This is a genomic window from Paenibacillus sp. SAFN-117, assembly GCF_051966115.1.
Classification (GTDB): domain Bacteria; phylum Bacillota; class Bacilli; order Paenibacillales; family NBRC-103111; genus Paenibacillus_L; species Paenibacillus_L residui.
Genome location: NZ_JBQCLK010000035.1, coordinates 15,491 through 28,919 on the forward strand (window position 1 = coordinate 15,491; position 13,429 = coordinate 28,919).

Annotated in this window: 7 protein-coding genes; 3 read left to right on the plus strand and 4 right to left on the minus strand. The window is 53.1% G+C overall.

From position 1 onward, the window contains the following. Positions 1 to 110 precede the first annotated feature (110 nt). The 3 genes from ACTHRH_RS20165 to ACTHRH_RS20175 form a co-directional block, all read right to left on the minus strand. On the minus strand, positions 111 to 2,993 hold the full coding sequence (locus tag ACTHRH_RS20165) for a DEAD/DEAH box helicase (protein WP_440417362.1): 2,883 nt from the start codon (positions 2,991 to 2,993) through the stop codon (positions 111 to 113). Beyond that, positions 2,990 to 4,576, minus strand: a complete 1,587-nt coding sequence (locus tag ACTHRH_RS20170) for an SWIM zinc finger family protein (protein ID WP_440417364.1) — start codon at positions 4,574 to 4,576, stop codon at positions 2,990 to 2,992. Before ACTHRH_RS20170 ends, ACTHRH_RS20165 begins: the two co-directional genes overlap by 4 nt. Positions 4,577 to 6,590: 2,014 nt before the next feature. After that, positions 6,591 to 7,085 carry a GNAT family N-acetyltransferase gene (locus tag ACTHRH_RS20175; RefSeq protein WP_144939644.1) on the minus strand — a complete coding sequence of 165 codons (495 nt, stop codon included), beginning with the start codon at positions 7,083 to 7,085 and terminating at the stop codon, positions 6,591 to 6,593. Between the two features lie 544 nt (positions 7,086 to 7,629). Between ACTHRH_RS20175 and ACTHRH_RS20180 the strand changes: the two genes are divergently transcribed. The 3 genes from ACTHRH_RS20180 (at position 7,630) to ACTHRH_RS20190 (ending at position 12,090) form a co-directional block, all read left to right on the plus strand. After that, a complete protein-coding gene (locus tag ACTHRH_RS20180) occupies positions 7,630 to 9,405 on the plus strand; it encodes an ABC transporter transmembrane domain-containing protein (RefSeq protein WP_440417367.1) in 1,776 nt (591 codons plus the stop codon). Next, a complete protein-coding gene (locus ACTHRH_RS20185) occupies positions 9,383 to 11,185 on the plus strand; it encodes an ABC transporter ATP-binding protein (RefSeq protein WP_440417369.1) in 1,803 nt (600 codons plus the stop codon). The genes ACTHRH_RS20180 and ACTHRH_RS20185 overlap by 23 nt, the downstream gene beginning before the upstream one ends. Before the next feature lie 65 nt (positions 11,186 to 11,250). Then, the gene (locus ACTHRH_RS20190; RefSeq protein ID WP_144939650.1) at positions 11,251 to 12,090 is read left to right on the plus strand and encodes a sulfurtransferase; all 840 of its coding nucleotides are present in this window, start codon (positions 11,251 to 11,253) and stop codon (positions 12,088 to 12,090) included. 310 nt (positions 12,091 to 12,400) lie between these two features. On the opposite strand, the gene ACTHRH_RS20195 is transcribed toward ACTHRH_RS20190, so the two are convergent. After that, positions 12,401 to 13,306, minus strand: coding sequence for a phosphotransferase (locus tag ACTHRH_RS20195; protein WP_440417372.1), 906 nt, complete (start codon positions 13,304 to 13,306; stop codon positions 12,401 to 12,403). Positions 13,307 to 13,429 lie beyond the last annotated feature (123 nt).

Genomic DNA, 13,429 nt, shown 5'->3' on the forward strand with positions numbered 1-13,429 from the left:
GCGCTGTCGTACCCAAGTAAACTTAAAAAGGCCGCACCCCGAAGCATATCATGGGGAGCAGCCTTTTTTGTTATGCCGTTTAGTCGGAACAACGTTCCGGCAGCGCCTAATCATACTTCAATCCAGTCATGTCTCAAGCGGAAAAGATCTTCCAGCTCCTCCGTGGAGAGCTCGGTAATCCAATTCTCGCCGCTGCCGACGATTTGCTGGCTGAGACTTTGCTTCCGCTCGATCATTTCATCGATCCTTTCCTCCAGCGTGCCCAAGGTGACGAACTTGTGCACTTGAACATCTCTCGTTTGTCCGATGCGGAAGGCCCGGTCCGTGGCCTGATTCTCAACGGCCGGATTCCACCAGCGGTCGAAGTGAAAGACATGGTTCGCCGCTGTCAGATTAAGCCCGGTCCCGCCTGCCTTCAGCGAGAGCAGGAAAATCCCGCATGGCTCGGGGTTCCCGGTGTCCGCCGGTTCATGCTCGGAGGCCGGATATCCTTGGAATCGCGCAATCATCTGCTCGCGAACCATTCTCGGGGTGCCGCCGTGCAGAAACATGACCGGTTCCTGCAGAGTGCTGCTTAGGATGGATTGAAGCATTTTCCCCGTCTCAATATATTGCGTAAAGATCAGGCAGCGGTCCCCTTCCTGCCGCAGCTCGCCGACCATCTCCAGCAGACGGTTGACTTTGTTGGAACGGTTCTCCCATTGGATGGGCGCGGGCTCCTTCAAGAGCAGGGCCGGATGGTTGCAGAGCTGCTTCAGCTTGGTTAGCGAAGAGAGAATCAGCCCTCTTCGTTCCATGGCGCTTAGCCGGTTAAGCCGCTCGAACATTTCCTGGATATGATTTTCGTATAAGGAAGCCTGCTCGGCTGTTAACGAGACGTATGTTTTGGACTCGTATTTATCGGGAAGATCAAGCTGAATAGCCGGATCTTTCTTGACTCTACGCAGCAGAAAGGGCCGGATCAAGCTTTGCACAGCCTGCAGGGCGGCCGGATCGCTGGAGCGCTCGATCGTATGGGCGAACTTGCCCGTGAACTCCCGCAGAGAGCCGAGGTACCCCGGATTCAAGAAGTCGAAGATGGACCATAGCTCCGTCAACCGGTTCTCGATGGGTGTTCCGGTCAGGGCCATCCGATGTCCGCCTTCAAGCCTGCGAATCGAGGACGACTGCTTCGTATGGGCGTTCTTGATATTCTGGGCTTCATCGAGACAGATGGAGTCCCAGGTGACAGAGCGGAGCTCTTCCTCGTCCAGATGAGCCAGGTTGTAAGAAGTCAGCACAAGATCCGTGTTCCCGGCCCAGGAGGCAAAGCGCTCTCCCTTATGGCGATTCGGTCCGTAATGCAGCCGAACGTTAAGGGAAGGCGCGAACCTTCTAAGCTCCTTCTGCCAATTGCCAAGGACGGAGGTAGGACAGATCAGCAGTGAAGGAGCGGTGCAGTGCAGCTGGTCTTTCACCGTCAGAAGGTAAGAGATCCACTGGATCGTCTTGCCCAGGCCCATGTCATCGGCGAGACAGCCGCCAAGTCCGAAGCGACGGAGAAAGAGCATCCATGAGACTCCTTCGCGCTGGTAGGGGCGAAGCGAGCCTTGGAAGCTGTCCGGCACCTCCGCAAGCGGGATAGCCTCCAACTGCTTGAACTGGGCCATTAAATGCTGCAGGTGCTCCGTCAGCTCCAGTTCCAGACGAATGTCACCGTCGCTCGCCCCGTCTTCTTCGGTCTTCTGCGCATAGGTTTCCTTGAGATGAAGCTCGAGGATGTCGCGGAAGGTCAAGCCTTCGCTTGGCTTCATTCGCTTCATGACCTCGCGGATTTGGGCGATCTGGGCCGGATCGAGCAGCACCCACTGGCCGCGAAAGCGGACCAGCCGCTGGTTGTGCCGGAGAAGCTCCTGAAACTCGTCCTCCGTCATTTCCAGGTCTCCAACGGCAAAGCGCCAGTCGAAGCGCATGAGCTGATTGAGGCCGAGCAGCGAATCGCCCTGCGGCCCGGCGCCGGAACGGAGCCGGGCCTTCATCCGCGGCTTCAGCTTCCTGACGCGCTGCCACCAGGCAGGCAGGAAGACCGCGAAGCCGGCCTCTGCGAGCCGCAGGCTGCCCTGGCTGAGGAACTCCCACGCTTCGTCGTGGGTCAGTTCCTCCCGCCGCAGCCGGTCGGGCTCGCGCTTGTCGCGCAGAGACGGGAGCATGCGCAGCCACTGCTGCACATCTCCCGCTGCGCGGTCCAGCTCCGCCTGCCAGCTCTCGGGCAGGGCGGAAGCTTCGTCGACCGGCACGGCACGGTCGTCGACGGGGAACAGGACCGCCGCGTCTTCGCGGTCCTGCAGCAGCACCTGCAAGCGCCAGCCGAGCCCGTTCTCGGGCTCGAGAAGCTGCAGGCAGGTGCGGAACGGGCGAGGATCGCTCTTCCAGCCGATCGCGATCAGCCAGTCTTCCTCGTCCCTCCAGACTGGGGCTTCGTGAGGCTCCTGCCCGAGCCGTCCATAGGTTCGCTCCAGCCGGCTGAGTGCTTCCCTCAGCTCCGGCTGGTCTTGGACCCGGCTCGCGATGAGCCGATCGGCCCACTCCTTGGCGGACGGCGACAGGAGCGGGAGCGCCTCAGGAGGAAGCTCCAGCTTCCATCCGGGCTCCCCCTTGCTCCACTTGGCGAAATCGGGCATGAAGCGCCCGTGCTTCAGAGCTTCCTGAATGTGAGGGGCCAGCCTCATTAATTCTTTGAGCTCAGGCTCCCACTCCATTAGCCCATGGACCGGGCAAGGAGGATCGGACAGGAAATCCAGCGCCAGCTCGGCCGGCAGCAGAATCCCTTCCTTGCCGTCAAATTCATCGGTATCTATAGTCATTCCGTAGAAGGAGGGGGAATGCCAGGCGAACAGACCCTGCTTCAATTCGAAGGCATCGACCATTCCCCCGATCTTGCGGCTTCCCCACAGGAAGAAAGAACCGGAAGGTATCCATCTGGAATGAACGGTATAGGAAGTGTTAGCGATCATGACAGCCACTGTCCTTTCTGCAGTTCTTGCTGGAAAGCGCGCAGACGGGAATATTTATCCGACAGCAATTCGATATACAGCTGCCAGCGGTCCAGCCGGTCCAGCTTCTCGTACAGAAGATGCAGAGTTCGGAGCAGACGGACGGCCGTTTTATAAGAAAGCCGGGTTTTCTCCTGGATCATCCGTTCCACGGATTGATGATAGATAGGCAGCAGCAGCTCCGGATCGGATGCCTCCACCGCTTTGATTTCATCAGGATAGAGGTTGGCCGGATCGACGGAATTTGCCAATTGAAGGTCTGCCCATTGCCGGAAGCGGCCGTGTTTCATCAAGTAATCGGTGTAATAAGTATAGCTTCTGGGCAGCATGGCGATCATGACGCGTATCCATTCCTCGTCTGAAGGCTGATGCTTCATCGCTTCTACCCAGTAACCGCACAGCGTATGGAATTCATCCTGCTTAAGCCTCGGCATCAACGGGAGCAGCCAGCGCAGCCAACGCAGCAGCCGATCCGGGGCTTCCGCCTGATGAAGCTGCTGCAGCACGAACAGAAAATCCCCGATTTGCCGGTTATGCAGCCGGTTCAGAGAATGAATGGCCGTCTCATCGTCTCCGCCGGAGATGTCGAAATGGGCCAGAGCCAGGCGCAAAATATCCTCTTGGCGGGACGGGAGGCCGGACGGGCCGAGCATGTGCTTCAGCCGGTGGCGTTCCTTGGTCGGCTCCTCCACTTGTTCAAACCATTGACCCCACAGTGTCCGATAGACGTCCAGCCAAGGCACCGGTCCCGGTTTACCGCGCAGTGACCATTCCCTCACAAGCCGGATGGTGTCCTGCCAATGCCCCTCATGCTGCCGTGAAATCGGATGAGGATCGGCCTGCTTCGCCCACTGGGTTATTTCTTGAAGGGCTCTCATGGCGGCGTTCCGGCTTCCGGCTACGTGATAGGTAGACAAATAAGTCGTTTGGTGAGTTTGGTGAAAATCGTCTATCTTTCTCAGAATGAACAGATAGATATGCAATCGGTACAGCGAACGGATCCCCTCGTTCCACGTTTGGGCAAACGGGAGCAGAGAATCGACAGCCGCCGAATAAAATGTATCTACAGAATGCTGATGGCTCAAAGTAAAACCGTAAAAACGCTGGTCAAAAACTTTATGCCACTGTGCAGGAAGGTCTCCCGGTCCTGGAATCATCGGACGTTCTTCCGATTTGGCCCTGCCGGCCGCACGTACGGCCTTGGTTCGTGTGAGCAGAGTGTGCTTCAGTTGAATCAGGAGCAGCTCGGGTCTGCCGTGTGCCGTATAAGCCATGAAGATAGCGGCGGCCATGTGGGCGCATTCGCCGGTACTCGGGCAGGTGCATTCGCTTCGTTCGAACTGCTCGAGATCGATCTTGACATCATAAGGCTCCACTCCATGAACGATGGCATGCAGAATGTAACCATGCTGCAGCGTCAGCTTGGCTACGAATCCCTTATGATAATGCTCCCATCCTTGTTCCAGCGTTTCCGGATCAAACCGGTTCTGCAATTTGTCAATCAACAGGTTCATCCGGTTTTTGGCAAGTTTGAACCTTGGCATCTGTTTTAAACCCTCCGTAAGCAAAAAAAGGCTTACCTTCTATAGTATCAGATTTTGCATTAATATGCTTAGGGTGAGTTGAATTTATAACCATATCTTCCTAAGGTTTTTGTTTCTATAGAAGTAATTAATAACCTGCCGGTTTTTTTGCTAAAATGCCTGATAACTCTTTTATAGGCTCTTCGCTATACTACATGGGAAAAACTACGTTTGAGAGGCATAATAGAGCGATTTGACATGGAGCCTCTGCGGGCATGAGTACTCGCGAAAGCCGCGAAGGGTAAGGAATTCGCGTTGCTAACCAGCTTATCATGCCCGCCTCTCCATATAAAATCGCTGTCTATTTACCCCACCCAGAGTAGCGAGGAAGCCTTTTATAATACTTAAGGTTATAACTTATTACTCAACCTTAACAGAGCAAAATCGGTTGATTTGATTGGCGTTGCACAAATAGAAAACCATTGCTTTTGCTTTCGAATGCCTTCGATTCCACGTCGGATCCTCGGAAATCAGCAGCGGCTATAAATCGGTGAGAGGCATTTGATTTAGCTGTATTTTATGTAGGTAGATTCAAGCCAATGGCAGAAAATGAATGAAGTAAATGGAAAAAGTAAGAAAAAGTACATTTAGAATCGCGGTTTTTTGTTGATACCGCCTTTTTCGCGCAAACTAGCTGCAGTTTCTCCATTTAGATCCCCATGCCGCTGACCGCGGCATCATCAGATGATGAAAATGGATGGATTTTCAAGGTAGAATAGAGTTGAATTGCTTCAATAGTGTGAAATTTGAAAACTAAATGGATTTCATACAGTTAGATTTCTATATTCGGAAGAAATATGGAAACTAACTGGAAAACCTACAGCTAGTTTGCGCCAAAACAGCCGTTTCGCCCAAAGTTGCCCATTTTAACTGTAGTTTATCCAGTTAGTTTGATCATTTTCGCCCATTCGCTTGAATCTACCTGTACAAAATACAGTTAGACGTGCCGCTCCGCTTGCAACGATGCTTGCAGACGGTAAAATAGACGGATTTTAAGGTGGTTTCCGTTTTTCGCTCCAGAGGAGCAAACTAGCTGCATGAAATCCAGTTAGACGTGCCGCTCCGCTTGCAACGATGCCTGCAGACGGTAAAATAGACGGATTTTCAAGGTAATTTGGACGGTTATCCCTTTGACTCAGTAAAAGCAGGATGCCCCGTCTCCATCGCCAGCTCCCATCATCTATAAAAATCTATTCAAGGTCGGAGTCCATCTCGGATGTTACTGAGTGAATGGGGTATCAGCCGGAAGAACGGAGAAATGGTGTCACTGGCGTGGAAAACAGGGTAACTGAGCAAACGGGATATCAGCCAAAGGGCGGGGAAAGGATCTACAGGCCTGGTAAATAGAGAAACTGAGTGAGCTGGATAACAGTCCAAAGAACGGAGAAATGGTGTCACTGGCCCGGTAAACAGAGTAACTGAGCGAACGGGATAACATCCACAGGGCGGAGAAAGGAGCTACTGGCCCGGTAAACAGAGTAACTGAGCGAACGGGATATCAGCCAAAGGGCGGAGAAAGGAGCTATTGGCCAGGTAAACAGGGGAACTGAGCAAACGGGATAACAATCAAAAGGCGAAAGGAGCTATTGGCCAGGTAAACAGGGTAACTGAGCAAACGGGATAACAGTCCAAAGGACGGAGAAAGGAGCTATTGGCCAGGTAAACAGGGTAACTGAGCGAACGGAATAACAGCCAAAGGGCGGGGAAAGGAGCTACTGGCCCGGTAAACAGAGTAACTGAGTGAACGGGATAACAGCCAAAAGGCGGAGAAAGGATCAACTGGCCCGGAAAACAGGCTAACTGAGTGAACGGGATAACAGTCCAAAGGACGGATAACAAGGGTAAGGCGCTGCGTAGTGGGTGGTCAGCACCCGGCAGTGGCCAAAACGGTTTTCTTCACGAGTTTAAGCAATATAGTAAGGGTCGCCCTAGCCTTCTGATGTTTGAGAAAGGAGTCAGTATCCCGCAACTAGGGTTAAGCCTGATCGTCTTCTGAGTAGACCATACAGTAAAACTCCGCCGGTCCGGTAGGGGTGTTTCGAGTATATCTATCTGTAATAACAAAGCCGGCTTTAGAATATACCTTAATCGCGCGCTCGTTCCATACGAGCACTTCCAGATCGATTTCCTGCGAGGGCCCCCTGGAGACTGCTTCCCGAACTATTGCTTTAACAAAAGGGACCCCGAGTCCTTGGCCGCGCAGGTCGGGCCTCATTCCCAATCCGAGGCGAATGACGCCGGTCAGGGGAAAGAACTGTGCGAATCCGCACAAAACGCCGGCTTCGTCCATGACAGCCGCATACTGCTCCTTACGAATAGAGGGGTCGGCAAATTCGTTCTGTTCCTCCAGCATTTCCGTCCACGGCTTCCAGTTATATAAATCGTAAGGCGGTTCGTAGATCCAACTGCAGATTTCCTCGCACTGCCGCAAGCTTAGCGGGGCGATATGGAATGTTGGTATTGTCTTCATAGGGATATCCTCCAGACCGATTTGAACCCTCCCCCATAAAAAATTACTTGTGCTGCCAGGGGGTCTTCTTTCCATTTTATCATCGACAAACTATGCCAGGAAGGTAAAAACCAAGCTTCCGAGTATCTTTTTGTTCTGGAAATAGGGATGGAAAAAGATGGGGTTGTATTCTACAATAACAGCATATAGCAGTTAAGTCCTATCGTCGTTGATCGATTGAACCGAAGCAGCAGCTTATCTTATAAATAAACTTCACTGTTACATTTATACTGAAGCGGATGCAAAGCGGTGGAACGTTTTGGCATTTCGTTCTTCTATCGGAGAGCGGAGGCAGGGAATAGGCTCCTTTATTTGTCATGCCCAGCTAACAAGGAGCCTTTCATGATTAATAGATATATTTTTTCATTGTTATGGATAATGCATTTCCTTGCAATCCGAGCCAAGTGCGTTCGGTTTGCCTAAACAGGCTGCCGGCCTGGAACCTCTGCGCGAGAATGACTCCCGGGAGTCTTCCAACATTTTAACCAAATGAATGGGTGAACTTATGCGTGTATTTATCGATTTGATGTGGTTTTTTCGCATGGAAAAAGCGAGGTACTTGGGCGGTATCTTCACGTTGATTGTGGTCAGCCTGCTGATTCTGCTTCCGCCCTATATTATCGGAGTGATGGTGGACGGAATCTCGGCCGGAACGTTGACAGGAAGCGAGATGCTCGGATGGCTCGCGCTTCTGGCCGTTATTGCCGGGTTGATGTATGTGCTGCGGTATGTCTGGAGGGTTATGATCTACGGTTCTGCTGCGAGACTCAGCCAAGTGCTGCGCAATCGGCTGTATCAGCATTTTACCGGCTTGTCTCCGCGGTTTTATCAGCAGAAAAGAACCGGTGATCTGATGGCGCATGCGACCAACGATATTCTGGCGATTGAACTGACGGCCGGGGAAGGGGTGCTGACCCTGGTCGATTCGCTTGTGATGGGCTTGATGGTCGTTGCAACGATGGCCGTGTTTATCGATTGGAAGCTGACGATAGTAGCTTTGCTCCCTATGCCGTTCATTGCCTGGTCCACCAGTTATTACGGCAATTTGCTCCATGAACGGTTTCATGCGGCACAGGCCGCCTTCTCGACCTTGAATGACAAGGTGCAGGAGAATATCTCCGGAATTCGCGTCGTCAAGGCTTTCGGTCAGGAGGAAGAGGAGAAGAAAGGGTTTAACCGCCTCTCGGAGCAAGCGGTGGAGAAAAATGTAGCGGTCGCCAAAGTGGACGCTCTCTTCGACCCGACGATTTCGCTCATTGTCGGCCTGTCGTTCTTTCTGTCCGTCGCTTATGGCGCCAAGCTGGTCGTTGGCGGCCAACTGACGCTCGGCGAGCTGACACAGTTCACCATTTATTTGGGTCACTTGATCTGGCCGATGCTGGCGATCGGATATTTATTCAATATTATGGAACGCGGGAGAGCCTCCTATGAACGGGTTCAGTCGCTGCTGAATACTAAATCCGAAGTGCAGGAGCGGGAAGGGGCATCTTCCGAATCTCCCTGCGGAGATTTGACGGTGGAGATCGACTCGTTCCGCTATCCCGGGTACTCGGAGCCGGCCCTCACCGGGATAAGCTTCCGGCTCGGGCGCGGCAAGACGCTCGGGATCGTCGGGCGCCTCGGCAGCGGCAAGTCGACGCTGCTGCGGTTGCTCCTGCGGGAATTCGACCTCTCCGATGGCGACATCGCCATAGGCGGGAAGTCGATCTACGACTTCCGGCTGGAGGCGCTTCGCCGTGCGATCGGTTATGTGCCGCAGGAGCACGTATTGTTCTCGGCCACGATTGCCGAGAACATCGCCTTCGGCCGGCCGGAAGCAACGGCCGAAGAGATCGAAGCGGCGGCCCGGATCGCCGCCGTGCACGATGACATCGTCCGCTTCCCCGACGGCTACGACACGGTGGTCGGGGAACGCGGCGTGACGCTGTCGGGCGGCCAGAAGCAGCGGCTGTCCATCGCCCGGGCGCTTCTGCTGCGGCCGGAGCTACTGCTGCTGGATGATGCGCTGTCCGCTGTGGATGCGCGCACCGAGAAGGCGATCATCGATTCGCTCCGCGAGGATCGCCATAACGGCACGACCCTGATCGCTGCGCATCGGCTGAGCGCCGTAGAGCGCGCGGATCTCATTCTCGTGCTGGAAGAAGGACGACTCATCGAGCAAGGAACGCATGATGAGCTGATGGCGGCTGACGGATGGTATGCACAGATGTACCGCCGCCAGCAGTTGGAATCGCTAGTGCTGCAAGGAGGTGCCGAGCATGGTCGTCCGCCGCTTGATTAAATATGCCAAGCCCCACCGCAAATCGCTTGCGGTCGCTTTTATCCTGCTGCTGTTCGGAACTCTCGCCGATCTCGCCGGCCCATATCTGGTGAAGATTTTCATAGATGACTATTTAGAGCCCAGATGGTTTCCGCTCGGGGCTTTGATCGGGCTGGCTGCCGGATACCTGCTCCTGCACTTGAGTTCCGTTATTTTGCAATATTTTCAGCTATTTTCCTTCCAAAAGATAGCGCTCAAGATCGTTCATCAATTGCGGTCGGATGTGTTTGGCAAAACCCAGCACCTGGGCTTGTCATTCTTCGACCGGACGGCGGCCGGAGGTTTGGTGTCCCGGATTACGAACGATACGGAAGCGGTCAAGGATTTGTATGTCAGCGTTCTGTCTACCTTCGTGCAGAATATTGTGTTTTTGCTCGGGATCTTTGCCGCCATGTTTGTGCTGGATGTCCGCCTGGCCACGATTTGTCTGCTTCTGCTTCCGGTGTTGCTGGTGCTGATGAATGTTTTCCGCCGGCTCAGCTCCAAGGTGTTTCGCGTCTCCAGGGAAAAGCTGGGACAATTGAATGCAATCCTTAACGAGTCCTTGCAGGGGATGAACATTATCCAGGCCTTGAGGCAGGAGAAAAGACTGCAGAACCGCTTCGCCAAAATTAACGGAGAATATTATTCGGCCTCTCTTAAAAATATTCGCCTGAACGGGCTGCTGCTGCGTCCGGCGGTCGATTTGCTCCGCATCTTTGCCCTGATGCTGGTCGTTTACTTTTTCGGCAGGGAATCGTTCGACGGAGTGATTGAAATCGGGGTTTTGTACGCTTTTATTAACTATTTGGACCGTTTTTTCGAGCCGGTCAACATGATGATGATGCGGCTTGCCCAATTGCAGCAGGCTTTGATTGCCGGTGAGCGGGTGTTCGAGCTGCTGGACTCCGAGGAGTGGTCTCCGGGAGATCGGCCGGATCATGAAAAAAGCAAGGGTACCGAAAGCGACCGGCCGGTCATTCGGGAGGGGCGGATTGAATTCGATTCCGTCACTTTCTCTTACGACGGCAAGACGGATGTACTCAAGAACATCTCGTTTACGGCGATGCCCGGTCAGACGGTCGCTTTGGTCGGCCATACGGGAAGCGGCAAAAGCTCGATTATCAATTTGCTGCTCAACTTTTATGCGATAAAGGGAGGAGAAATCCGCATTGACTCCGTCCCCTTGTCCCGGTATTCGAACGAAGAGCTGCGCCGGAAGATGGGGCTTGTGCTGCAGGATCCGTTCCTGTTCACCGGGACGGTCCGGGAGAATATCAGTCTGCTGGATGGCACCGTCAGTGATGAGGCCATCTATGAGGCGGCCGAGCTCGTGCAGCTCGATTCGTTCATCCGCAGGCTTCCCAATGGCTATGAGGAGCAGGTCGTCGAGCGGGGGGCTACTTTGTCCAGCGGCCAGCGGCAGCTGCTTTCCTTCGCCCGGACGATGGCAAGGCAGCCGGCGATTCTGCTTCTGGACGAAGCGACTGCCCATGTCGATACGGAAACAGAGGAAGCGATCCAGGCAGCCCTGGCAAGAATGAGGGAAGGCCGCACGACGATCGCGGTAGCCCACCGGTTATCGACGATCCAGGATGCCGATTTGATCCTTGTTCTGCATCAAGGAGAGATTGTCGAGAGGGGTACGCATCAGGAGCTCATTCAGAAGAAAGGGCTATACTATACAATGTATCGGCTTCAGCAGGGAGCGACCGAGTCAGTGGAGGAACCTACGCTGTCCGGAAGCGGCCTGAACGACTGAAGCCGGGATGGATTGTGGCGAGGCAGGAAAGACCGTTATAATAAAAAGAAAAGGGATGTGAGCCGATGTCCAATCTGGTTTCTAAAGAATGGTTGCGCGAACACTTGCAGGATGACCATGTCGTTGTGGTAGATTGCCGGTTCGTGCTGGGCAATCCGGAGGCAGGAAGACGGGCTTATGAGGAAGGTCATATTCCAGGGGCTGTTTATTTCGATCTGGAGGAGGATTTGTCCGGTCCGATCAAGGAGCATGGGGGAAGGCATCCTCTGCCTGATCTGGGAACACTCGCCCTTAAGCTCGGCGCAGCGGGGATAGACGATACGGTCCAGGTCGTCGCTTATGATGACCAGGGCGGGGCGATGGCCTCCCGATTCTGGTGGCTGCTGAAATTTATGGGACATTCGCAGGTCCGTATTCTGGATGAAAGCTTCTCTCAATGGAAAGAAGCGGGATATCCGGTCAGCCAGGAAGCAACTGCACGGTCTGCCCGTTCTTTCGTCCCCCAAGTGCAGACTCCTATGCTTGTCAGCATGGAGGATGTGCGGGATCGTCTGGGACGGAAGGATACGGTGCTGATCGATTCCCGTGACGCACGGCGCTATCTGGGCCTGGAGGAACCATTGGACCGGGTAGCCGGACACATTCCTGGAGCACGGAATTATTTCTGGAAGGATGCTTTGGACGAAACGGGGCGTTGGAAAGCGGGAGAAGACCAGCGTGAAAGGTTCGCGGCCCTGTCTTCGGCGGAGGAAATTATCGTTTACTGCGGATCGGGAGTGACCGCTTGTCCTAATATATTGGCGTTGACGGAAGCGGGATTTAATCAGGTGAAGCTGTATTCCGGAAGCTGGAGCGATTGGGTCAGCTATGAAGATAACCCGGTTGCTACGGGGGAAGAGGCTTAAAAAAGAGGAAACTTGAGATAAGTCTCGGGGCTGTGACAGAATACCGATAGGCGAACTGTTGCGGCTCTCTTTGGGTTCTTCTGTAAACAGCTTGCAAACAAGAGGCGTGCGACAGTGATTTATGATCATCTTTAACGGTAGATGGTCACTTGTTCAAACCGCATTGCATATGCTAAAAATATCGTTAGAAAGACCGAGTGCTGGTAACACTAGGCCTATACAACTGGCTTGGATGGGGTATCCCTTCAAGTTGCAAAGGATCAAAAACCCACCTTCGGCGGAACAACCTTGGGGTGGGTTTTTTGCATCCTTAAACTAAATCTTTCATAAGGTCCTCTAAATCGTTCAGCAAATCAGCTATCCAGGCATCCGAATCCGGTATGGTCACTGTGCCTCCGTAAACCAGCCATCTTAGAGTTTTAATCATCCAGCACAAACCGCCGATTTTGACTTGCCAGTTCAGCTGTTCCATGGATAACTCCGTGCCAGCTTCTTGCAAAAAGGCGGAAAGAACATCATCCTGCGAAACGCAGCACCAAGCTTTTGCCTCATTTACCAAACAATGCAGATCACCCAGATGGGGGCTTAAATAAGCAAGGGACCAGTCAATCGGCAGTATGCCATTGCCTTGGATCATGAGATTTTTAGCATGAAAATCATGATGGACGAGTGTAAGAGGAAGGGTTCGGTACAGCTTCTCCAGATGGGAGGGCAACGTTTTCCGCAGTCTTGATAGAACGCAGGATTTGGAAAGCCGGGGCGACTCCAGCAGATCGTCCAGTAGGGTTATAAAATTTGCAGCGGATACTGTATACGAGCTAATCGTTTCACTTGGGATTTGCGCCTCCAAATTAGCCGATGCCACTTTTCGCAGTCTGGCCAATTCCCTTGCCGCTTCGAGAAAATAATAGGGGAGGGGCTGCTGCTCCAAATTTTGCCGGCCAACGTCCTCCATAATCATAACGGCATCGGTTTCCAATTCGAGAAGGTTGAAAATGCAAGGCGCTTTTATTTGCATTGGAATGACCAATTGTCGATAGACAGCGGATTCTCTCGCCATTTCTTGCGCGGCCCATTTAATAATACTGGTTTGGCCCGATTTCCATGTCGCCATATACACTTCGGAAAGCGCCCATTTCCTTAATAAAGTCCATTCCGCTACTTCTTCCAAGCATGGCATTATCCGGCGATAAGCTGCAAAGCATTCTGGAACCATCTATTTCTTCCTCCCGCTGCATAGTCATATTTATAGAGAAAATTTTTACATAATTAACCAAGAAATTATAGACTGATATTTTTCCTTTTGCTATGATGTTGTATAGGGTCTTGAAAAAAATCG

Coding starts and splice junctions, on each gene's coding strand:
- ACTHRH_RS20165 (WP_440417362.1), bottom strand. CDS start 2,993: ATGATCGCTAACACTTCCTATACCGTTCATTCCAGATGGATACCTTCC.
- ACTHRH_RS20170 (WP_440417364.1), bottom strand. CDS start 4,576: ATGCCAAGGTTCAAACTTGCCAAAAACCGGATGAACCTGTTGATTGAC.
- ACTHRH_RS20175 (WP_144939644.1), bottom strand. CDS start 7,085: ATGAAGACAATACCAACATTCCATATCGCCCCGCTAAGCTTGCGGCAG.
- ACTHRH_RS20180 (WP_440417367.1), top strand. CDS start 7,630: ATGCGTGTATTTATCGATTTGATGTGGTTTTTTCGCATGGAAAAAGCG.
- ACTHRH_RS20185 (WP_440417369.1), top strand. CDS start 9,383: ATGGTCGTCCGCCGCTTGATTAAATATGCCAAGCCCCACCGCAAATCG.
- ACTHRH_RS20190 (WP_144939650.1), top strand. CDS start 11,251: ATGTCCAATCTGGTTTCTAAAGAATGGTTGCGCGAACACTTGCAGGAT.
- ACTHRH_RS20195 (WP_440417372.1), bottom strand. CDS start 13,306: ATGGTTCCAGAATGCTTTGCAGCTTATCGCCGGATAATGCCATGCTTG.